This window comes from Salinivibrio sp. SS3 (assembly GCF_001722105.1).
Lineage (GTDB): Bacteria > Pseudomonadota > Gammaproteobacteria > Enterobacterales > Vibrionaceae > Salinivibrio > Salinivibrio kushneri.
In genome coordinates this window covers 267,981-289,471 of sequence record NZ_MEBQ01000043.1, presented here as the reverse complement: position 1 = coordinate 289,471, position 21,491 = coordinate 267,981, and the positions used below count along the sequence as shown (strand labels likewise).

Genomic DNA, 21,491 nt, shown 5'->3' with positions numbered 1-21,491 from the left:
TCCTAAAAGGAGTTCATTATGAAGATAGCGATACTTTCTGCGACAGTACTGGCTGGTTCACTATTATCTAGTCCGGCTTTAGCACTTGATACCTCATCGCTCAGTGTCTGTGGTGACGGGGCAGGGTGGCCGCCTTTTCACTATAAAAAAGGTAACCAAATCCAAGGTTACGATGTTGATGTGCTCAACGCGATATTTGCCGATAAGGGCGTTGATGTCTCAGTAGAAATGCCTCCCTGGAAACGTTGTGTACTACAAACAAAAGCCGGTAACTATGATATCGCTCTCAGTGCTTCGTACAACGAAGAACGGGATAAGAATTACCTTCTTACCGATTATTACTATACGTTGCAGCCCAGTTACATTTATTCGACAAGTCAGAACCCAAACGGCTTAAATATAAGCTCAGTAGATGATTTGAACGGCCTCCGCATGTGTGGGTTGTTGGGTTATAACTACACAGGTTTTGGTGTCGATGACAGTAAAGTAAGAAAGTCGGCAAAAAGCTTCGAGCAGTTAGTGCAAAAAACGGAAGCAGGGCGCTGTGATGTATTCTTAGCGCGATATGAAATACTGGCTGGATTTAAAGTGGCCAAAGGCACGGATTATCTCGCCGGCGGTATGCAAGCTGAGCCTATTCCCGGCAACATGGGTGATAAGTTTCACATGATGATCTCGCGTGAGCACCCAGAAGCCATGGAAATAAAAGCCACACTGGATGCTGGATTTGAGTCAATGCGTGAATCTGGAAAACTACAAGCTGTCTTGGATGCTTATATAAAATAGCAGATCGGCTTTACTAGCTCGGTGACAAAGAGGTGCAATGACACCTCTTTTTCGATCATCAAAATATTAATCAACACCGTATTTTTTCAGGATTTTTTCAAAGGTGCCATTCGCTTTAATCGTCTCTAGCCCTTTGTTGTAGGCATTGATAAACATCTGGCTGTCGGGGTTAGCTTTGCCACTGGTGACATATAAAGGATTGGTTGAAAGCGCTTGGTCAGTAAAGGCAAACTGGAGACTATCAATCCCTTCTTCTTGCATCACTGATTGGGCGACGATCTTATCTTCCAAGGTCAGATCAATACGGCTGGCGAGCAGCTTTTTCAAATTAGTCGCTAAGTTGTTGGCCGCAGGTTTATCAAAATGCGTCGCATTTAAAAATGCATCGCCGTAGCCATAACCCCGTACAACCCCGACCACTTTACCCTCTAGATCATTTAAATCAGAGAACTGAAAGTTGTCATCAGCACGTTTAATAAAGGCGAGTTGGTTGCTCATATAAGGGTTGCTGTAACGCAGATACTGAGTGCGTTCGTCGGTATGCCAAGTGGCGGGCAATAAGTCGATACTGCCATTGCGAACGGCATCAAGCGCACGCGCCCATGGCATATTTTTAAAGTCGACTTCATAGCCTTGGGTAGCCATCGCTGCTTTGACAAGCTCGATAGCAATACCTGGCCTGTCAGGATCAGTGGTCACAAAGGGTGGCCACGGATCTTGCGCCGCTGTTAGCGTTCTCGCCATTGTGCTAGGCACCAGTAAGAGTATTGCCAAACTAACGATAACCAGCTTTTGCATGTCTTCTCCTTGTTATTATGCCTTTGATTAGGTTTTAAATTTCTCCATTTGTACTTTGATGTCTTCACTCAGGGTAAGTACTTTGTCGGTGCGTGCGGCGTTTTCTTGTGCACCCTCAGTGACGTAATTGGTTGCCTCTGAGGCCTCATTGATTGCTTGACTGACTTCATCAATGGCTTGACGTTGCTCATCAGTGGCTTGCGAAATTTGTCCGCTACGCTCGGAAATATCCGTAATGGTTTCGCGCACTTGACTGACTGATTCTTGTGATTCAGACACGCGTCCGGCGGTATTTTCTAAGATACTACCAATGCGTTTGATCTCTTTTTCTACCGATTCAGTGGCCTCACTCAAGGATTTGATGTTGGATTGAATTTGCTCGGTAGATTCACTGGTTTTGACTGAAAGACTACGCACTTCGTCAGCCACCACCGCAAAGCCTCGGCCTTGCTCGCCAGCGCGCGCCGCCTCAATCGCCGCATTCAGCGCCAAGAGGTTGGTTTGTTCAGAGATATCGTTGATAACGTTGACGACATCAGAAATCTTTTCACCTTCCTCGAGCAGTTTATGCATTTCCGCATTCACATTCTCCATCTCTGAACGCATATTAATGATTTCAGAGGCTGAACTCTCAATCGTCCCATACACTTGGTTAACCAGATCCGTGGCACCTGCAGCACGAGTCGCCGCATCGTTTGCTGTATCAGCGACGGTGGCAATAGATTGATTCATCTGCGTAGCGGCGGCGGCAACCGTCGAGAGACTTTGTTTCTGCTGCTCTAACCGCTCCGCATTCGTCCGTGCCATTTGTCCACTCTCTGCCGAGACTTCAGCGAGGTTGATAGAAGCTTGGGTCACTTCATTGACGATTTCACGCAACGAAGCGGTAAAGTGGTTAATATGCTCAGTGATCTGGGCGAATTCTTTGTATTTCGGGGCTGGGATCACGGTGGAGAGATCGCCATCCCCACTGGCGAGTTCTCGCACGCGCAACGTTAAATCATTGAGTGGTTTAACCACGGTGGCGGTCAATGCCAAAATCAGGAACACAATCATCACAAGATCGAGCACTAGCAGCTCAATCAGGCTTCGGGTGAGGGTATCGGATAACTCCGCCTCTAATCTGTCTGTGTTATAAAATACCTGCAGAGTCCCCACTTTGTTGGTTTCACCATACTCGGTAAATGAAAGCTCACTTTCTTCGTTGGGCATGGATTCGTACATCGACTTTTCGCCGTCGCCAATGTCTTTCGGCTGGCGTTGTCCCTCATCATTGAGGGGGCCGAGGCGTAGAAAAACGATGGCAGACCCTTGATTATCCAGTATTCGAACCGCCTTGATATCAGGTGCTTTTAACTCAGCGGAAATCGATAGCTTGGCTGCTTCAAGATCAAAATCCCAGATCGCCTTGGGTAAGCTCAGATTCATTCGGTTAGTGGCGTTTTCCACCGTGGTTTCAAGCGCGCTATTCAGCTCCTGCTTGGTATTTTGGTAATCAATGTAACTGGATATACCCAATACGACAGAAACAGCAATAACCACTTGAGTAACAAATATTGCTTTTAGACTCTTAAACATAGCGCTACTCTTCCGTTTACATTGCCATGCGGCCCAACTGCGGCCACTGTTCTCCTAACGCGAAAACTATTCACCTAGGTGTTCTTTCATTATCTGTTCAATGTCGATTTTCTTGAGCCCTTGATTGACGATGTCACGCCATTTCTGCCCTTCGGCATTGTCGGCAAACGCAATATAGAGTTTTTTATCAACCAAGAGCTTTTTGTTCATTTGTAGATTGGCTTTAACAGCACTAAGGGCAGGATCATTCTCTTTGAGATAGTCCAGCACATTAGCATCCACCACGGCTAGCGGGATCCTTGCTCGTCCCACCTTTTGCAAGTTTTGCGTATCACTGGTGACCGCAGACGATTTAAGTGTGCCGTTGGCAATACGCTCATCTAACTCTGGCGTGTTGACATAGCCACGCACCACACCAATGGTATGTTGAGTAAGATCATCAAGGGTTGACCACTCGATAGGCTGATTGACGTTTTCAACGAACCCGAGCGGACCAGTTCCTATGGGGTCAGAGAAAACCAGTTCGTCTGTCTCGTAATGATATTCTGGAAAATAGCCAGCGTACTGCGCATCATTCTTGACCAAATACACGGTGCGCGACCACGGGTAAAATTCGACGTTAAGCTCGTGCCCCATGGCTTGCACCGCCGCACGCACCACCGCCACTGATGCGCCCTGATCAGGCAAATTTTTGCCAGAATAAGGCGGCCATTCGAGAGATGGCATGGTGAGAACATCGGCTCGAGCTGGTGTTGCTAGAAGAAGGGCCGAGAAAACGATGGCGAACAGATGCTTGAGCATAATGCCTCCAATTTATTCATCGTTCTTATAAGAGTAGACGAGATAAAAATAGGTGGGTGCAGTGATCGTTTATTTGTCGAAAAATATGCGTTTTTATCGTCATAATGTGATGAAAATAAACAATTTTCTAGTCTGGCCAGAGGAGGGGAAGACGGTGACTCGCCGGAAAGAAAAGGGCAACGTCTGATTTTGTCTATAAACCTAGCTGTTTTTGGCTTTTGGGTAGGCAAAAAAGCCGCTGTTTTAACAGCGGCTCGTCAGGGAGTGATTAATCACGCTCAAGGCTGACGTTAGCGTAGCTCCGATAGCCTCGCACCATAACGTGGTACTCGGTACCTTTTTGAGCACTGATACGACAGGTTTCATCGTTGCCGTAGTCATAAGGACGACAGTCCCAGTTATTAGTAGTAGGTTGGCTGCCTGCTTTTACATAAAGGTCGGCATCACCCGTACCACCACTCATCACGACATTGACGTTGCGGCTGCTGTCGACAGTGAATGTAAAGAAGGTTTCACTACCACTCCCACCACTTAAACCGGTAACGGGCTGGTTGGGCTGGAGCACGTTTCCACCGTTGTCACCACAACTGGCATCGACGCCTACAGTATTGAATGCATCGATCACGTCTTGCTCATTGTAAGCTAGATCTTTCGTGGCTTTGACTACGCCGCACGCACCTTGGTCGAATGTGCTGCTGGCGGTCCAATATAGTTGGTTCGCGGTGGTGAATACTTCAAAACCTTTGCGAACATCCCAGTTCGCTTTGTTAGCGAGGAGATAGAAAGTACGGTTATATACACCGCTAGAATAGTGCACATTCATACCGTCACGGTATTGGCTGGCATCGTCAATGGATTTGCCATCGCGTGAGGGTTGGTCAAAATAGCGCAGCCCACCAGAGCCTTTAAAGATGTCGGCACCGACCACCCAATCGACTTCATCATGCATGTAGTATTCAGCAGCTTCACCGGCAATATCAGAAAATGCCTCATTGATCCCGCCCGACATGTCAGCATAGATAAGGCCAGAGTTTTGCTCAGTAAAACCATGGCTTACTTCGTGGGCGCTCACATTGATGTCGACGAGTGGGTAGAAGGTTGATTTACCATCCCCGAATGTCATTGAGCGACCATTCCAGAATGCGTTTTCGTAATCGTTGCCGTAGTGCACGCGCATAGTGAGCTGGAACGTCAGGGGTGCGGTGTTCATCCAATCTTGGTACATGTCAAAAACAACGTTACCGAAATAGTGCGCATCGTTCAGTGCAGAGTAAGCGCCGTTAACATATCTTTCGTCGTTGTAGTTACTGCTATCTGTACACGGGTAGGTGAAGGCAGTGCTGCCTGTTGTCCCGTTCTCTAAATCGACCGTTTTCACTTTGTCGTTCTCTAACGTACACGTGGTCCCGGTTTTATCGATAGGCAAGCCATCATAGTCCGTGCCATATATATATTGGCCCGTTTTTTCGTTCCCACCAGGGCCTGTTCCAACGGCAGCAGCATGGTTAATACCATCCCAGTGCTTCAAGATCTCACCTGTGTCGGCATCAATCATATAAAAAGGACGGCTTGGATCGTCTCCAGCGATAAAGAAATCGACGATGTAGACGAGCTGGGCGTTTTGCTCATCGTCTAGTTTGACGACCAAACGTGTATTCTCGTTTTCAAATGGCGCTGCGGTGATGGTTTGCTGGTTCTGCGTGAAAGCGGCTTTAGCGGCTTCTAAGGCAGATTGGCTGTTGAGCGCGGGTGAGACAGAGGTGATATCGTTCGCGACACCTTGCGCCATCGTGCCGTAGACGTCGCTACGCTGTCCTTGTTTGTCTGTCGCAACGACAGCGGTATCAATAACGGGTACACCTTGATAGGTTTGCTGATAACGCACTTTGACTTTGCCATTTGGCAAAGTGACGCGCTTCACTTCTTTAAACCCTAGTGGGTTGGCTTGTGAACCTGATGGCGCGTAAACGCCAGCGGGTTGATCTAATACCTGACTTAGCATGGCATCATCAGTGATATTAACCAGTTCGGCACTCATTGCCGGAGTACTAGCGACAACGCTAGAGGCGATAAGCCAAGTTAATCTAGAGAGTTTCATTTTATTGCCCTAATTGTTGTTGAAAGATTCCTTTCTTCCCAACTGCACAATAGGAAGGCGACCATGTCGGTTCGCATCTTTAACGTGGCCTATCAATAGAATCATTTACAAGCTTGTTACAATTTGTCGCGTAAACAGAGAATTACGACATAGGCGTGTTTCAAACGATAATCAAATAGAAAACGTGGCGTGACTAGCTTATTTTACAATAGTGCGGCTTAATTACTAATGAGTGACCATTATTCTTTACAGAATAAATGACTATTTATTTATGAGAGATTGACCGCATTATTGATGAATACGCATGCCAACAAGAAAAGAGGTGAAGGCCACAAAACAAGTGACCTTGTTGTCATTATTGGCCTAGGGGTTGCTGATGCGTCGCCATAAACAGGTTTTATTACCTGTTTGGGTGTTGGTTAACCAAGCGTAACGGCAATCGTCATCATAGCTATAGCGGCCTGTTTGTATTTGTAAACGGCCCAAGCTCTTGTTTTGTAGAGAGGTGAACCGCCCGTTTTTCAACAGAGAAAAGTGTAAATGGGGGCCGGTTGATGAGCCGCCTTGGCATAAGGCGACCGAGCGCTGGCTAGCATAGGTGCCTATTTTGGTATTTTTATCAACCCATTGATTATTACGTACTTGAATACCGTCCATGTGGTAATAATTGGTTGCCCAGCCGTTGTCGTGAGTGACTCTTACTTGGCAACGAGATAGCACAGTGACATAACCATCATGTGCGGCGGTCACACTATAGGTGGTGTTTCCCCAGCGGGGCCAGTCGTACGACACGTCGATTGAAGAGAGAGGATACCCAGAGCCTGAATGAGCATGAGGGCCGTTTGGTATCCAAGCGTACCCTTGCCGCCATGGCCACTGCATAAACTCATTTGGCAGCGCCAAGCTTCGCGTTGCGCGCCGTTGCTGCCCTAAGGGCTTTTGACCGCCAAACCACGCTTTATAACGCGTCTGCCAGACTTGCCAGTCCTTAGGATCATCCAGGGCGCTCACTAATACATGCGCTGCGTGTTGCGTCGATGGTGGTTGGGAGTGATACAGCAAGGATGAGAGGGTAGCCGACGTTTGCTCGGCAGCTTGCTGCAATTTAAGCTCACTTATCCTATCGAGTGTCACCGCCTGTGCGAACGCTGGTTCATTGGTGACCAAGGTGGTGATTAATATACGCGGGTCGATGCCTGACGCGCCACTCCAGTGCATAATTGCTTCACTCACTGGCTGCCAATGTGGCAGTTGGGCGCGTAAAAAACGTTCGATATTGAACGGATGACGACGTGGCTGGAAAACCAGATCCGACTCAGTCAGTTTCTGACTAGTTATGTTGACATTTTCGAGTGTGGTGACCGGGCGTAATTGAGCGTGATTAGCCATTAAGGTATGCGCCTTCGCAGCCGGTGAGGTAGCAATGAGGCATGCAATAGCAAGGAAGGGTAGACGTTTCATGGTATCTTCTCCTTTCAGTGAATGAAAGGTAAGCGTGGCATGGTTTGCATTTGTTTCTAGTCATTTTGGTGGATCTGCGAGTGCGTAGAAAGCCTCAATGAAATGAGCGCAGGGCGGAAAGCTAAAGGTGTGATGCCGGCCATCCGTTGGCCAGCGACAAACGCGTTAGGTTTTATGGCGCACGGCGTTGACCTGCACCTTGCGGTTTGGCCATAGGCGCTGGGTCTTTAGGCCAAAATAGGCTAGAAGGGTGCTGCTTGATTTGTGTCAGTACCGCGGTTCTTACCGACTTCATATCCAACTCACAGTTACGCGAGCGCAGCGCAACGAATAATGCGAGACCAAAGCTGACCCACAGATTAATAAAGCCAATCATCAACACAAAAAACAGGCTGGATAAGACAGACAACCACGACGAGTAATCGCTCATATGCGCATAGGCCGCGTGGGCAGAAGAAAAGGCCACGTGGCGAATATCAAGCGGAATATCAATAAGATAGCCGACGTAGCTTGTCATGCCTAAAAGCACACCAAAAATAAAGTTACCGCCTAATGCACCATAGTTTTGATGGATGTACAGTGCTATCCGCTCTCGTCGTTGAAGCGAGATTGGGCGGAATAATGGATGGCCGATTAAGCGATCTTTGAGCTCAATGTAGTCCGCCCGATTATCAAGAATGCCGGTAATAATACCCGACAAAAACAGCCAGACCCCGGCGATAGCAGCGTAAAGCCAGGCTAAACCATGGATCGGATGAATGGCTGAGGTTTGATAGGCCGCTTGCTCACTGCTGAGTAGCGGGCTGTGGTAAAAGTGGCTAAACACCAGGCTCACCAGCACACTCATAGTAATTGCGGCGGTAATATTTCCCCATACCGCAAACCATTGAGAGCGGTTTACATTAATCAGCAGGCGCGCGAGTTTTTTGCTGCGCGTACGCCCCATTTTGTTCTTTTCTACGTGCGCGGCAAAGTTTGCGGCTGTCATCGCCGGCTGTTTGGTAGCAATGGTAAAGTGCAAAATATGCACCAGCATAAAGCCGACACCGTAGTTTAAACTGACCAGCAATGCATTATTAAGTGGTGATAATTGCAGGGTCTCGATATACATTTTTACCCATGCTAACAGGGCAATAATCACTCCAGCCCCGCAAGCGCCGCGCAGGATCTTAAAGTAATCTTTTTTGGTTTTGGCGATATAGTGCTCGCCGTGATTGCTTTTGTTTTGTGTCACACTCTGAGCAAACGTGCGGGTACTTTTGCGATAAATCGCGCGCACACTGTTGCGTTCCGTCACCGAAATAAGCAATTGCCGCCAGAGGTTGAATACACAGCGTGCCTTTTGATGCGGGTGACGAAAATCAAGAATTTGGATCAACAGCACCATGCGGTTTAATGTTTGATCCAAGCGCTCAAGCATACGTGAAGCGTGCGCGGAGAAGCCCATTTGGTTGATACCACGGGCTCGAATCCGCTTGACCTGCTGCTGGCATTGCTCAATCATCACCCAAAAATGTGCCCTGTCTTTGGGATCCAACGTATCGTATCTAATCGCATTAACGAGTTGATGGGTTTCACGCTGTAGAGCGATGAAGGGGGAATCGACCTCGCTCAAACGGCGATCGATCCGAAGTAGCTCAGGATCAAGCTCCTCGGCGGCGATCCAGATAGACAGCATTTCTAGCGAATAACACAACTCGCTTTTTATATAAGCTCCGGTTGAGCGGATTGCTTCCGGGGCGGCGTTTTTGACTAGTAGACGGTATAGCTTAAACCAGCACTTATGAGAGATGGCCTTTACCCACGCTTTATCTTCACCACCGACAAAGTAACTGAGCAGATCATTGATGTCGTTGCAGCGTTTAGGCGGCGGATTCACTTTGTTATAAAGCCGACGAAAAATGTCAGTCACAAGGCCGTTTTTAGAGAAAATCCCCAGCTGCACAAACGCCGGCGATAGCTTTATTTTCTTGGCCTCATTGCACACGCTATTGGCAAAGAGCGCGGCTTGAGAGGGGGAGTTGGCTAACGCTAAGACAAGCTGCTCAAGACGCAACTCTGCTAACTCGGGCGCACCCTCACGCAGGTAGGTAAAGAATACATCAAGGCGCTCTGTGTCAGTGGCACAGAGAGAGAAACCATCTATCACTTTAAAGGCCGGTGTAATCGCAGGCATAAATCAATTTTCTTATCAGTCGATAGTCAACGCGCGCGTAGTCTACAAGAGGGAATGAATAGGGGGAAGAAAAAGTGTGTTTAGATCGCATCTGCAATGCGTTGACTTGGCGACGGCAAGCATGGATTTTATTGCTACACTGCCTGGCCCCAGCTTGGTGAACAGCCAAAATAAGTTGCGGTCATATTCCACATAGACACTGTGTGATAAACCTCCCATCGCATAACTGGCGACCTTACCCTTCTAGAATGGGGGCACGTAGTACGCGGCGATTACAGGTTGTTGTGGGTGACGGACTAGAATGCCTTCAGCGCTTTTTGCCGATCCAGCCATTCCCCCACAAAATCTGCTTTCGCTAACATTTTGGACAATTGAGCACGAAAAAATCAGCATGGCTTTGATAAGCTAGCCTGACAACGTTGACGAAAAGGTGTGTTAGGTACCGAGAACTGATCGTCGGTAGCGTGGAAAATACTAGCTGGATAACCAGCTTATCCGTGGAAGCACGCCATTTGAGTGCACGCTTTGTCGACGCGCATTCACACTATCCCAGATCGCTTAAGAAGAAAGGCTATATAATCAATAGATTAGAGAGGTAGGTGTGGTGTTATGCCTTAATCGACCTTGAAATAAAAATATCCACCCTCATCCTGATCGGAGTGGTTATATCAATGGAAGAGTAAAAAATGGATTTTTCGACGATTAAACCTGGTGATGTTCTAGTTTCCAATTTTAGTATGGGGCCATTCCCATACCAGCATTGGGCATTGGTTTCTGACCGAAAATGTTCTGAAGGTTTTTATATGTTAATTTCGGCTTCAGAAAGAACCGGTACCGTAAAAGAGGAAAGCGTTGGTTTAGTTACTCAAGGTGCAAAAACATACCTTGCAGACATAAGCTTACCCGTTCCAGTTGAACTCGCTATTCAAAATGCTCGTGCTCAAATTGATATCTGGAAATATTCAATTACTGATAGAAACTGTGAGCAATTTATTAACTTTGTTCTTGGATTTGGTATCACATCAAAACAAGTAAAAACGGGAATGGCTCTTGGCTCAACCGGTGCTTTGGCTACAGCGCTTTTTTCCGAAAAACCTAAATGGGGAAAAATTCTAGGTGTTGCCGTTGCGTGTGCCGGTGTTGGGGTTGCAAGTGCAAAGGCTGTGGAGAAAAAATAACAGGCATAACAAATAAGAATAAGTGTCGCGCAGCCGACACTTTATTTGGGTGTTGAACAAGCCCGTTGCTTTATTAAGTAAATAGCTCGAATGCGGATAGGTAGGCGCTGCGTCTGGCACTTTTTTAGCGCGAGCGCAGCCAAAAAGTGAGCAGATAAGGACTCATTTCAATACGTCACGTTAACGATGTGGTTTTTGTCGGTTTGTACTCCTGTGTTTAAGTGAATGCCATTCTCCTTATTCTGTTAGCCTTGCGCCCGCGACGAATCGTTTATACGTTAACTTTGAAATCGGTCAACCTTTTCTATGCCGTTATATGGTAATTTCAACCGAATTTATCAGTTGGTCAGAGGTATAAAGTGAGCGCTAGGTTTTGTGATAAATGCGGGAAAGAAACTGAACATGAAGAAATCATAAAGCAAAAGCCTTCAAAATATGGGAAGAGTAAAAAAGAACAGTTTAAGGCTTTTCTCGACGGTATCTTTGGTGGTGTTGCCAGTCCTGTTGGTGCATCGTTGGACTTAATCGATCGATATGAATTTTGTACAAGGTGCGGGCATAAAACCTTAAAAAATCAGGGTGACGAATTTCAATAGTAACATTTAGGTTTAAATCTATTTGGACAATTAAATTTCATTAAGAAATCATGCGCTTTGACCTTTTATAATTCTCGTTTAATTTTTTAAGGAGGTATAGTGCAAAAAATCTTCGAAAGTGACAGGTTAATATTGAGGCCGTTTTCTCTCAATGATGCGGAACGTGTCGCCGAACTGGTTGGGGAAAAGAAAGTATCGGAAATGACCGCAAATATCCTCCATCCATATAATATTTCTGATGCCGAAAGTTGGATACGAACCCACGAGTCGTTGCTTTTAAGTGGTCAAGGTGTGGTTTATGCCATCACGTTAAAAACCACGCTGGAACTGATTGGGGCGGTGAGCTTTCCAAAATTGGAGGAGGGTACTGGCTTGCTTGGTTATTGGTTGGGTATACCTTACTGGGGAAAAGGTTATGCCACAGAAGCATCACGTTGTTTAATAGAATCTGCTAAAAAACACTATGGATTGAAGCGCTTAAAAGTGACACATCTAGTTGGAAATTCGCGCTCAAAATCTGTGATTAAAAAATTGGGTATCACATACATAGGTAGGGAGTCGTATCGTATACAAGGACAGGAAAGGGAAGTTTGTGTATACGCTTCTGAATTGTAACTAATAACTATGAAGTGTATATTGTTACCACCTATTGCTAAGCATTGGGTGGGGTATAATTATATCATTTATATTAATAAGGATGTTTATGGCCAAGCCAAATAGTGAAGAAATCTCTCGCTTTAACCGATACTTCGCAATTGAAAGCAACAATGAATTTTGGTCGTTATCGGAGTCAGACCTGAGCCAAGAAGAGAAGAAAAAGCTTTTAACTGTTGCATTTTCCTCTCTGTATCATTGGTCAGAAGTAGGAACCCAAGAGAATATTGAACTTGCCAATTTAGCAATAGCAAGAGCACTTTGTATCAATGATTCTCCTCTGTGTATTCAATTTGCGAAAACGGCATTTTCCTACTTTGACGGACAAGGCGCGAGTTGGATTCAAGCATTCACGAATGCGGTATTAAGTCATTCACTATTGATCACAGGAGAACGAGCCCAAGCTATAGAGTTTTATGAAAAATCACTTAGTTATCAGTTAAAACTCTCTGAGGGTGACAACAAGGTTTTCGACGCTACCTTTAAAACCATCCCGGACCCAAGGGCGTAATAGCAATGACGACAAATATTTTAAGATGGATTACATCGAGAGGTATTTGTCGTTTTCCTTTTTTGGTGGCCAAGAATTAAATGGGTAACCGTGTATGAAAAGAGTTGTCATAATAGGTAACTCAGGGGCTGGGAAGAGTTGGCTATCAGCTCGGCTGTCAGCCAAGATTGGTGCTAGAGACGTTAACCTAGACACTTTTTATTGGGAGCCAGGTGGATATAGCAAGAAACGGCCAACAAAAGTTATTGATGACGATTTAAAACAATTATCATCAGAGGATGCTTGGGTTGTCGAAGGTGTTTTTGGTGCGCTCGTTGAAGAGTTACTTGAGTTTGCTGATACATTGATTTTTATTGATATAGACTGGAGCAAATGCGAAGAATCGTTACGTTTAAGAGGTCAAAATGTTAGCGAAGAAACGAATGCTGAGTTAGAGAAAAATAACTTTCAATCGTTAATCCAATGGTCCTCCGAGTATTATTTTAGAAAATCAAAGAGCTCACTCAGCTACCATCGCCAATTATTCGAAAAATTTGATGGTGTAAAATTTCATTTTACGCGAAGAGAAGATGTCACGTCTTTCCTTGATACTTTTTAAGACACAGGAAACTTTAGTCAATAATCAGGACGAGTCATGGATAAACATATTGTCGCGTTAGGCGGTGGTGGTTGGATGATGGGAGAACAGCAAAGCGAATTAGATCAATATGCATTCAGGTTGACTGGGAAAAGCGATCCGAAAGTTTGCTATATTCCCACTGCCATTGGGGATGCTGAGGAAGCAATCGACCGTTTTTATCAGTCCAAACTCAGTCGCCGCTTAAGTCATTTTCCATTATTTAAAGCCAACCTAGACTGGCGAACACATCTGCAAGAGCAAGATGTAATTTATGTCGGCGGTGGTAATACACGCTCTATGTTAGCGGTATGGAAAGCGTGGGGAATAGATAAACTACTTCAAGATTGCTATGAAAGTGGCATCATATTGTGTGGTATGAGTGCGGGCGCAATATGTTGGTTCGACTACGGGATCACAGATAGCGATCCTGAGAAGTATTCCGTTATCGAGGGGCTTAGCTTTGTCCAAGGTCTTGCATCAGCGCATTATACGGGGAGTGACGAAAAAGCTGAGCTGTTTTCTCAGTTCGCCAATCATCATATAAACATGCCTTGCTATGGGATAAGTGATTATTCAGCACTACATTTCGTTAATGGTCGGCACCATAAGACAATCAACAGTCAAACGGGTGCGCAGGTAACCATTAAGAATGTTGATAAGACCAATATTTAAAAATGATGTGTGCCATTTTTCTAAGGAGTTTAAGTGTTCAAAAAAAATCATGTGCATCTACAAATTAAAAAGGGTGAAGTTAGAGCAATATATCTTGAAACAGATAGTTCGATAGTGCGGACATGTTCAGCACTATCGCATCCAAGAACCTTAATGGGTGAATTTTTTGCCATTGAACGCTGCTTAAAAGATGTACTTGATGAACTATTACCTAAAAGTTTTTTTTCTCTATCGCCAATAGCGATTGTTCAATTTATCGAGAAAATTGAAGGTGGGATTACTAATGTTGAGGTACGTGCTTTCCGCGAAGCGACACTAGGGGCGGGAGCGCGACACGTTTTCTTTGCTGAATCGAGCACGCCAATCAGTAAATCTCAGCTATTGAATTTCAACTTTAAGCAGATAGAGCAACCATGAGTCCCATTCGTGATTGCAAAGAGGCGTGACCACAGCTGCTTGGTATGGTGAAAGAAGTGAGTGATGACGTGTGCTTGATCGAAAAGGCAAATGAGTGTGACATGCATGAACTCGTGCGGTTGCAAATACGCGCATTTGCGTCTGACCGCGCGCTTTGTGGGTCGGGACCGCCTGGTTACGATAGTTATGAGCATCAACGATACGCCGCAAGCTGTTACCAATATTATGTGATAAAGCAAAACAGTCAGCGGGTGGGCGGGTTTTACTTTTTATACCAATCCGGCATCCTCCAGTTGATAAGGCTGTTTATCGCCCCAGATTATCAAGGGCGAGGGATGGGTCAGATGGTACTCGAATTTCTTAAGGCACACGTACTGCCGGGAGAAGTGATCGAACTAGAAACTCCCACGTTCAGTGTCGGCGCGCAGCGGTTTTACGAGAAACAGGGTTTTCAAAAAATCAAACGGATTCAGTATGGGGCGAGTGACGCGTATTTGTATCGATTGATGGTGACCTAACAGCTTATGACTATTCAGCAGTCCTAAGTGATATGTCATGACAATGTGTTTTTTTATAGGCAAATCTTGCTTGTTGTTCTGGGGTCTTAACTTGAGATGACCAGTACTTAGCGGTTGGCGTATAGGGCGTTAGGGATACGCCTGTAAGTGCTTTGATCGTGTCAATTGCCAGAATACTAGGCATTTCGATGAAGATTAAAGATTTATAGGAGATAAACATGTCAAGTCCAGCCAATGTAACTATCAAGAACTTTACCCAACAGTCGATCACCACCCAAGTGACGCGTGACTCTTGGGTAGAAGAAGATGGCGCTTCCATCAATAACCAAGTAATACCTGAGGGGCGCGAGCGAACCTTTAAAGTCATTGCAAAAACCGGACACCATGGCGAACTCGATATTGACCTTATCGGTGGTAACTCAGGTCAAAGTCTCGGTGTTTTCTACATCAAGAGCATTAAAGATCCACAAGAAGGCGAGAAAAGCCTTGCTGTTGAACCAGCGAAGGAAACGGTTGTAATGTCGGCAATGGGATACCGACATACGCCGGGAGATGAAGATTTACGCCGTATCGATCTGGTTATCATCGAGCGCTAATCGAGGTTGTTACGAAATGGCGGCTTTTACTTTACGTAGAAGCCGCCATTTTTATTGTGTGAGCCAAAACACATTTCCCCGTCACCGATGAGCCAAGATGATTGGAATCCTATTAATATGGCGACTTCGTTAATAATTGAATAAATGGATTTATTATCAATAGTTTAAATATGAAAGTCTACCCAGAAATCGAAGTGTCGAACGCGCAGCATGAGGCTATTCAAGCGCTTAGAAACAAAGCATTTCCTGACCATCAAGTTGCCCGTTCTTACTATAAGCAGCTTCTCCACATGCGGGCATTGCAGTACCAAGATAATCAACTGATTGGCTATATGGGGTTGGATTATAGGGCAGTGAATGTCGGTGGCGACGTATACAAAGTATTAGGGGTGAGTGATTTTTGCATCGATAGCGCTTGGCAAAGAAAAGGGATTGGCTCGAGTATGCTGGCGCAACTGGCTCACTATGCCAGCGATAAAGACGTTGATTTCATTATTCTCATCTCTGAGCTGCACGATTTTTATGTGGCTAATGGCTTTCAGCTTGTCGAGTCATATGCCTCTTGGCTACGCATCCATGAACACACCAACTATGGCGTTGCGGTCGAATATGTCGATGAATTGTATGTAAAACCGATGAAAGACAAATCATGGCCAGCAGGGCATATGGATTGGCTGGGGTATATGTATTAATGCCTTCGGTAGACGTCGTTTATGGCGTGTAAGAGGGGTGAGTCGCCTTTGGCTGGGCGCCTGCAGCTATCTGCAGGCGCGTGATGATATCGGCGACTAAACGTCCTTGCTACAGCATCACCGCAAACGACTCATAAGGGGCCAGTTTGTAGGTGGTGCTTAACTGTTTGACCGGATCCATGTTGTAGCTAAGGCAGGTTAAGGCCTTATCGTGCCAATGCGCGGGGAGGGTGATGATTTGTTTTTGCTCGCTAAAGTTGCTGACCACCAAAATACGGTGGGTATCGTCGAAGCGCTCGTAAGCCATCACGTTAGGGTGTGATTCTTCCACAGGCGCAAACTGGCCATGCACGATCACTGGGTATTGCTTGCGCAGCTTAATCAGTTCACGGTAGTGATAAAGCACCGAGCCGCTATTTTCAGTTGCCCGTGCCACATTGATGGTGGGGTAGTTAGGATTAACCGGTAACCACGGTGTTCCTTGAGTAAAGCCTGCCTGCGATGCGTTCTCCCATTGCATTGGGGTACGGGCGTTATCGCGACTGTTTTGGTAGACCGCCTCCATCATGGTGTCGGGATCAACCCCTTCTGCCACACGCAAGTCGTAGAAATTGCGGGTTTCGATGTCTTGATAATCGTCGATAGACGGGAAGGCGACATTGGTCATCGCAATCTCTTCCCCTTGGTAGATATACGGAGTGCCTTTCATCAAGTGCAAGGTTGTGGCGAGCATTTTTGCCGAGCGGGTTCGGTACTCACCGTCATGACCAAACTTGGATACGGCGCGGGGCAAATCGTGGTTGTTCCAAAACAGTGAGTTCCAACCGCTATCGGCCAGCTCTTGTTGCCATTTGAACAGTACCTGTTTGAGGGCGGCGACATCCAGCGGCACGGGCTGCCATTTATCGCCGTCTTTCCAGGTAGCGGTAATGTGTTCAAATTGGAACACCATGGAGAGTTCGTTGCGTTCCGGTGCGCTATAAAGCTTGGCGATCTCCGGCGTTGCGCCCCATGTTTCGCCGACGGTGAGCAAGTCTTTGTCGCCAAATGTGGCTTGGTTCATCGCCTGCAGCAGAGGGTGAAGGCGCGGCCCGTTGCCAGTAATGCCTTTATCGATCTCTTTACCAATTAAATCAATCACATCAAGGCGGAACCCGCCAATACCTTTATCAATCCACCCGTTCATCATTTTATACACGGCGTCATGGACGGCAGGGTTTTCCCAGTTCAGATCGGGCTGACGTTTGGAGAATAAGTGAAAGTAATATTGCTCGGTGTTTGGCTCCCATTGCCATGCACTGCCACCAAAAATTGAGCCTTGATCATCGGGTGCGCTGCCATCGGGTTTGGCATCGCGCCAAATGTAAAAGTCGCGATAGGGACTGTTTTTGTCTTGAAGCGCAGCTTGGAACCAAGGGTGTTCGTCGGAGGTGTGGTTGACGACCAAATCCATCACGATTTTGATGCCAAGCGCGCCAGCTTTATCAATCAAGCGCGTCATGTCTTCCATGGTGCCAAATTCAGGCGCGATCGCGCAGTAATCGGAAATGTCGTAGCCATTGTCATCCATCGGCGATTGGTACACCGGTGATAGCCATAACACATTGACGCCGAGCCAATGTAAGTAATCGAGTTTCTCGATAATTCCATTAAGATCACCAATGCCATCACCATTGGTGTCGTAAAAACTGCGTGGGTAGATTTGATAAACAACGGCATCATGCCACCAAGCGTTCTGCATACCGATTACCTCTTATTGACAATAAAAATCCTCAAAGCCTTCGCTTGAGATGTGGGCAACAGCCTAGCGCGCGAGCGGTGCCAAGAAAAATAGGCGTGGCGCTTATTGATATAACCGATTGACTATAGGTAAGGTGGTAATGGGTTAAAAATCCGCGTTATCATTGAATTGTGTATCTCTATTAGGCTATAAAGTAAGCCATTAAATTGTGAGTGAGGGCGGTATGGATGTAGAAAAAGTCGCCGGCTACTTTATTGCGGTGGTTGAGGCGGGTGGCATTAAAGCGGCCGCGTTGCAGTTAGGGATTAGCCAACCCTCATTGACGGCACAGATCCAAAAGCTGGAGCAACGTTTCGCGTGTCCGCTGTTGGTTCGCCACCCTCGTGGCGTCAGTATGACTGCAGCAGGAGAGCTTTATTATCAGCATGCCACGGCACTGCACGCCGAGCGGCAACGGCTTTATGCCCAGATTCATGCTTTGCAAGCGCGTGAAGCGGGACAAATAAAGCTTGGCACCGGTGAGGCGTGGTGGCCCTTGTTTGTTAAACCGGCAGTGCTTGAGTATCAAGCGGATCGCCAGTGTGCCGTCCATATTGAATTTGGTAACCGTTTGGCATTAATGGCGTCGCTGCTCAGTGGTGATGTGGATGTGTTTATCGGTCATGAAATTGATGATCTGGTCGCCAGCCAGCAAGTGCGCTTTATGCCGTTGTTTCAGGATGCGGAAAGCTATTATGTGGCTGACAACCATCCGCTACTTACAGACACATCCGCCAGCATTGACCCTCAGCGCCTAAGTGATTGGCCTTTGATGCGTGTCACGCCTGATCATGCCCGGCATGCGCATTTGCTAGCGAACCCCATCAGCCCAACGACGCACGTCAACCAAGTGGTGTTTGATGTTGATGCTCTCAGTCCCGGTATCGACTTATTACACGACACTCAGGCGGTGATGCCCTATACCAGCCGAGCCCAGATGTATCTGGCCAGTCAGGGGGTAAGCGTGTTGGGTGCTCATCCGAGTAAGAGAGGTAACGTCGGCTTATATACCTTGCGCAATGAGCGGAATGAAAAAGTCGACGCGCTGATCCAACAGCTGTGTGAGGCTGCCCAGCAGGTGGGCATCTCGCCACGTCATCATACCAGTTAGGGTAAAGCTTATTGAGTAAGAAAGTGCTAGACTGTATCGCCTTTGTCTCACTCTGTCTGTGTCGTGCTGGCTGCGAATGTAGGGATTAGCTAGCCGATCAGCGTGTTCCAGTGGTGACATCGATGAAATCAATAGGTAGCGCCAATTACCAATTTGGCCATTGCGCTGCTAATTTGTGGCGCAAATCACATGCAGTACCTTTATTATCAAAGGAAAGATGATGGTAATTCCAGAAAACAGCAGTATTGTTATTTTTGGTGCATCTGGCGATCTGACCTTCCGTAAGCTGATCCCAGCCCTGTATCATTTGTATGCGAACAAACAGCTGCCTGCGTCTTTCGCGATTTTAGGCGCAAGCCGCACCTTCTACAGTGACGAGTCATTTCGCGATAAACTACGTCACTCAATGCAAGAACTTGAAGAAACTGATCCTGCCACGCTCGACGCCTTTATGGCGCACGTGCACTATCAATCATTTAATATCTCTGATACCCACGAGTATGGCGCGCTAACCGGCCGTTTAGACGAATTGTCCGAACAATATGGCTTCACCCAGCGTAATACCTTGTTTTATCTTGCTACGCCGCCGAAGCTGTACAACTTTATCCCTGCCTGCCTCGCCGCACATGGTTTGAATGATGAAAGTCACGGTTGGAAACGCTTGGTAGTTGAAAAGCCGTTTGGTTATGATCTTGCCTCTGCGCGCCAGCTCGACAAAGACATTCACGCCCACTTTGCCGAACATCAGATTTACCGCATTGACCATTATTTAGGCAAAGAAACGGTACAAAATCTACTGGTTTTCCGTTTTTCTAATGCGATGTTTGAGCCGCTCTGGAACCGTAACTTCATCGATTATGTTGAGATCACCGGTGCTGAAAACCTTGGGGTGGAAGGCCGCGGTGGTTACTACGATCAATCAGGTGCGGTGCGCGATATGTTCCAAAACCACTTGTTGCAAGTGTTATCGCTGGTGGCGATGGAGCCGCCTGCACAAATCAATGCTGATGCGATGCGTGATGAGGTGTTTAAAGCACTGCAATCGCTCGAGCCGCTCTCTGAAAACGACTTGCACAATAACTTGGTGCTGGGTCAGTACACTGAATCACAAGTTGGGGGCAAACCACTACCCAGTTACCGTGATGAGCCAGGTGTGGCCGAAGACTCGCGTACCGAGACTTATGTTGGCCTGAAGATGTTTATCAACAACTGGCGTTGGAATGGGGTGCCCTTTTATGTGCGCACCGGTAAACGCTTGCCAACACGCGTGACCGAAGTGGTGATCCACTTTAAACAGACTCCGCACCCTGTATTCGGTAAAAACGCGCCCGAGAACCGTTTGGTGATCCGCATTCAGCCCGATGAAGGCATTCAAATGAGCTTTGGTCTTAAAGAGCCGGGTGCTGGCTTTAACGCCAAAGCGGTCAATATGGACTTCCATTATACGTCGCTGGAAGAAACCCAGATGCTGACGGCTTATGAACGTTTGTTGCTGGATGCGCTTAAAGGCGATGCGACCTTGTTTGCTCGCAGTGACGCGGTGGAAGCTTGCTGGCAGTTTGTTGAGCCGATTCTTCAATATAAGGATAATGGCAAAGCGCTATATGGTTATGCCTGTGGCACTTGGGGGCCGAAAGAAGCGGATCAATTGCTTGAGCGTGATGGTTATGCGTGGCGCTTCCCCTGCAAAAACCTGACTGACACGGAATACTGCGAATTATGATAAATGCCCGAATTTTTGATGATGCCGACGCGGTGGTCAATCACTTAGCCGACGCGATGCAAACGCTCAGTGAGCAAGATCGTGCCGTACACATTTCGCTTTCTGGTGGTAGCACGCCCAAAATGCTGTTTAAGCGTTTAGCCAGTGATGACTATGCCACGGCGATTCAATGGCAAAACCTGCATTTTTGGTGGGGCGATGAGCGTTGCGTGGCACCGGATGATGCTGAGAGCAACTTTGGCGAAGCCGACAAACTGCTGTTTAGCCAGATTCGCATTCCAGAAGAGAACATTCATCGTATTCGTGGTGAAGACGATCCGGATGTGGAAGCCGCGCGCTTTAGTGCGGAAATGCAAGCGCTGATCCCAAGCGAAAACGGCACGCCTGTGTTTGATTGGATCTTGCTGGGCGTCGGTGGCGATGGCCATACCGCCTCGCTATTCCCGCACGATCCTCAGTATGACAATACCGCGCTCGCGCTGGTGGCCTCGCATCCTGAGTCGGGTCAAAAGCGGGTATCAAAAACCGCCCGTGTGCTGCGCGCGGCGAAGAAAATCAGTTATCTGGTGTTGGGTGAAGGCAAGCAAGCGATTGTGCATGAGATCGCCTCACACGAGCCCACTCAACTGCCATATCCTGCCGCCAATATCCGCAGTGCCAAAGGCACCACGGAATGGGTACTCGATACCGCGGCAGCAAAAAAATTACCAGAACAGAATTAATGGA

General features: G+C 47.0%; 21 protein-coding genes. 14 read left to right on the top strand and 7 right to left on the bottom strand.

The features are described 5' to 3' along the window. Positions 1–18 precede the first annotated feature (18 nt). Positions 19–786 carry a substrate-binding periplasmic protein gene (locus BGL48_RS13125; RefSeq protein ID WP_069363055.1) on the top strand — a complete coding sequence of 256 codons (768 nt, stop codon included), beginning with the start codon at positions 19–21 and terminating at the stop codon, positions 784–786. 66 nt (positions 787–852) lie between these two features. On the opposite strand, the gene BGL48_RS13120 is transcribed toward BGL48_RS13125, so the two are convergent. The 6 genes from BGL48_RS13120 to BGL48_RS13095 form a co-directional block, all read right to left on the bottom strand. Next, the gene (locus tag BGL48_RS13120) at positions 853–1,584 is read right to left on the bottom strand and encodes a substrate-binding periplasmic protein (protein ID WP_069363054.1); all 732 of its coding nucleotides are present in this window, start codon (positions 1,582–1,584) and stop codon (positions 853–855) included. Between the two features lie 27 nt (positions 1,585–1,611). Next, on the bottom strand, positions 1,612–3,162 hold the full coding sequence (locus BGL48_RS13115) for a methyl-accepting chemotaxis protein (protein ID WP_069363053.1): 1,551 nt from the start codon (positions 3,160–3,162) through the stop codon (positions 1,612–1,614). 66 nt (positions 3,163–3,228) lie between these two features. Next, the gene (locus tag BGL48_RS13110) at positions 3,229–3,963 is read right to left on the bottom strand and encodes a substrate-binding periplasmic protein (RefSeq protein ID WP_069363052.1); all 735 of its coding nucleotides are present in this window, start codon (positions 3,961–3,963) and stop codon (positions 3,229–3,231) included. A 268-nt stretch (positions 3,964–4,231) separates the two neighbouring features. Next, positions 4,232–6,061 (bottom strand): M4 family metallopeptidase, encoded by a 1,830-nt coding sequence (locus BGL48_RS13105; RefSeq protein ID WP_069363051.1) that lies wholly within the window; start codon positions 6,059–6,061, stop codon positions 4,232–4,234. Positions 6,062–6,424: 363 nt separating this feature from the next. Further along, positions 6,425–7,522: a M23 family metallopeptidase gene (locus BGL48_RS16575; RefSeq protein WP_069363050.1), complete on the bottom strand. Its 1,098-nt coding sequence runs from the start codon at positions 7,520–7,522 to the stop codon at positions 6,425–6,427. A 172-nt stretch (positions 7,523–7,694) separates the two neighbouring features. Then, positions 7,695–9,698, bottom strand: a complete 2,004-nt coding sequence (locus tag BGL48_RS13095; RefSeq protein WP_069363049.1) for a hypothetical protein — start codon at positions 9,696–9,698, stop codon at positions 7,695–7,697. Positions 9,699–10,384: 686 nt separating this feature from the next. Here BGL48_RS13095 and BGL48_RS13090 point away from each other — a divergent pair. The 10 genes from BGL48_RS13090 (at position 10,385) to BGL48_RS13045 (ending at position 16,151) form a co-directional block, all read left to right on the top strand. Continuing rightward, positions 10,385–10,876, top strand: a complete 492-nt coding sequence (locus BGL48_RS13090) for a lecithin retinol acyltransferase family protein (protein ID WP_069363048.1) — start codon at positions 10,385–10,387, stop codon at positions 10,874–10,876. A gap of 359 nt (positions 10,877–11,235) precedes the next feature. Next, positions 11,236–11,472, top strand: a complete 237-nt coding sequence (locus BGL48_RS16530; protein WP_069363047.1) for a hypothetical protein — start codon at positions 11,236–11,238, stop codon at positions 11,470–11,472. A 99-nt stretch (positions 11,473–11,571) separates the two neighbouring features. Further along, positions 11,572–12,087, top strand: a complete 516-nt coding sequence (locus tag BGL48_RS13080) for a GNAT family N-acetyltransferase (protein ID WP_069363046.1) — start codon at positions 11,572–11,574, stop codon at positions 12,085–12,087. A gap of 88 nt (positions 12,088–12,175) precedes the next feature. Then, a complete protein-coding gene (locus tag BGL48_RS13075) occupies positions 12,176–12,637 on the top strand; it encodes a hypothetical protein (protein ID WP_069363045.1) in 462 nt (153 codons plus the stop codon). Between the two features lie 94 nt (positions 12,638–12,731). Beyond that, on the top strand, positions 12,732–13,235 hold the full coding sequence (locus BGL48_RS13070) for an AAA family ATPase (protein ID WP_069363044.1): 504 nt from the start codon (positions 12,732–12,734) through the stop codon (positions 13,233–13,235). 36 nt (positions 13,236–13,271) lie between these two features. Continuing rightward, positions 13,272–13,928 (top strand): peptidase E, encoded by a 657-nt coding sequence (locus BGL48_RS13065; protein WP_069363043.1) that lies wholly within the window; start codon positions 13,272–13,274, stop codon positions 13,926–13,928. A 33-nt stretch (positions 13,929–13,961) separates the two neighbouring features. After that, a complete protein-coding gene (locus BGL48_RS13060) occupies positions 13,962–14,345 on the top strand; it encodes a hypothetical protein (RefSeq protein WP_069363042.1) in 384 nt (127 codons plus the stop codon). A 101-nt stretch (positions 14,346–14,446) separates the two neighbouring features. After that, entirely contained in the window at positions 14,447–14,863 is a 417-nt protein-coding gene (locus tag BGL48_RS13055) for a GNAT family N-acetyltransferase (RefSeq protein ID WP_241824190.1), read from the top strand. A 218-nt stretch (positions 14,864–15,081) separates the two neighbouring features. Beyond that, positions 15,082–15,459, top strand: a complete 378-nt coding sequence (locus BGL48_RS13050; RefSeq protein ID WP_069363041.1) for a hypothetical protein — start codon at positions 15,082–15,084, stop codon at positions 15,457–15,459. A gap of 170 nt (positions 15,460–15,629) precedes the next feature. Next, positions 15,630–16,151 carry a GNAT family N-acetyltransferase gene (locus tag BGL48_RS13045; protein ID WP_069363040.1) on the top strand — a complete coding sequence of 174 codons (522 nt, stop codon included), beginning with the start codon at positions 15,630–15,632 and terminating at the stop codon, positions 16,149–16,151. 109 nt (positions 16,152–16,260) lie between these two features. Here the strand turns inward: BGL48_RS13045 and BGL48_RS13040 are convergent, their stop codons facing one another. Continuing rightward, on the bottom strand, positions 16,261–17,892 hold the full coding sequence (locus BGL48_RS13040) for a glycoside hydrolase family 13 protein (RefSeq protein WP_069363039.1): 1,632 nt from the start codon (positions 17,890–17,892) through the stop codon (positions 16,261–16,263). A gap of 223 nt (positions 17,893–18,115) precedes the next feature. Between BGL48_RS13040 and BGL48_RS13035 the strand changes: the two genes are divergently transcribed. The 3 genes from BGL48_RS13035 (at position 18,116) to pgl (ending at position 21,487) form a co-directional block, all read left to right on the top strand. After that, on the top strand, positions 18,116–19,042 hold the full coding sequence (locus tag BGL48_RS13035) for a LysR family transcriptional regulator (RefSeq protein WP_069363038.1): 927 nt from the start codon (positions 18,116–18,118) through the stop codon (positions 19,040–19,042). A gap of 220 nt (positions 19,043–19,262) precedes the next feature. Next, positions 19,263–20,765, top strand: a complete 1,503-nt coding sequence (gene zwf, locus BGL48_RS13030; protein WP_069363037.1) for a glucose-6-phosphate dehydrogenase — start codon at positions 19,263–19,265, stop codon at positions 20,763–20,765. Beyond that, entirely contained in the window at positions 20,762–21,487 is a 726-nt protein-coding gene (gene pgl / locus BGL48_RS13025; protein ID WP_069363036.1) for a 6-phosphogluconolactonase, read from the top strand. Before zwf ends, pgl begins: the two co-directional genes overlap by 4 nt. Positions 21,488–21,491: the final 4 nt, after the last annotated feature.

Bases quoted from the DNA above. Each gene is read 5' to 3' on its own strand.
- BGL48_RS13095 (WP_069363049.1), bottom strand. From the start codon at position 9,698: ATGCCTGCGATTACACCGGCCTTTAAAGTGATAGATGGTTTCTCTCTC.
- BGL48_RS13035 (WP_069363038.1), top strand. From the start codon at position 18,116: ATGGATGTAGAAAAAGTCGCCGGCTACTTTATTGCGGTGGTTGAGGCG.
- BGL48_RS16575 (WP_069363050.1), bottom strand. From the start codon at position 7,522: ATGAAACGTCTACCCTTCCTTGCTATTGCATGCCTCATTGCTACCTCA.
- BGL48_RS13055 (WP_241824190.1), top strand. From the start codon at position 14,447: ATGCATGAACTCGTGCGGTTGCAAATACGCGCATTTGCGTCTGACCGC.
- BGL48_RS13040 (WP_069363039.1), bottom strand. From the start codon at position 17,892: ATGCAGAACGCTTGGTGGCATGATGCCGTTGTTTATCAAATCTACCCA.
- BGL48_RS13050 (WP_069363041.1), top strand. From the start codon at position 15,082: ATGTCAAGTCCAGCCAATGTAACTATCAAGAACTTTACCCAACAGTCG.
- BGL48_RS13110 (WP_069363052.1), bottom strand. From the start codon at position 3,963: ATGCTCAAGCATCTGTTCGCCATCGTTTTCTCGGCCCTTCTTCTAGCA.
- BGL48_RS13125 (WP_069363055.1), top strand. From the start codon at position 19: ATGAAGATAGCGATACTTTCTGCGACAGTACTGGCTGGTTCACTATTA.
- BGL48_RS13065 (WP_069363043.1), top strand. From the start codon at position 13,272: ATGGATAAACATATTGTCGCGTTAGGCGGTGGTGGTTGGATGATGGGA.
- pgl (WP_069363036.1), top strand. From the start codon at position 20,762: ATGATAAATGCCCGAATTTTTGATGATGCCGACGCGGTGGTCAATCAC.
- BGL48_RS13115 (WP_069363053.1), bottom strand. From the start codon at position 3,162: ATGTTTAAGAGTCTAAAAGCAATATTTGTTACTCAAGTGGTTATTGCT.
- BGL48_RS13120 (WP_069363054.1), bottom strand. From the start codon at position 1,584: ATGCAAAAGCTGGTTATCGTTAGTTTGGCAATACTCTTACTGGTGCCT.
- BGL48_RS13070 (WP_069363044.1), top strand. From the start codon at position 12,732: ATGAAAAGAGTTGTCATAATAGGTAACTCAGGGGCTGGGAAGAGTTGG.
- BGL48_RS13045 (WP_069363040.1), top strand. From the start codon at position 15,630: ATGAAAGTCTACCCAGAAATCGAAGTGTCGAACGCGCAGCATGAGGCT.
- BGL48_RS13090 (WP_069363048.1), top strand. From the start codon at position 10,385: ATGGATTTTTCGACGATTAAACCTGGTGATGTTCTAGTTTCCAATTTT.
- BGL48_RS13075 (WP_069363045.1), top strand. From the start codon at position 12,176: ATGGCCAAGCCAAATAGTGAAGAAATCTCTCGCTTTAACCGATACTTC.
- BGL48_RS13105 (WP_069363051.1), bottom strand. From the start codon at position 6,061: ATGAAACTCTCTAGATTAACTTGGCTTATCGCCTCTAGCGTTGTCGCT.
- zwf (WP_069363037.1), top strand. From the start codon at position 19,263: ATGGTAATTCCAGAAAACAGCAGTATTGTTATTTTTGGTGCATCTGGC.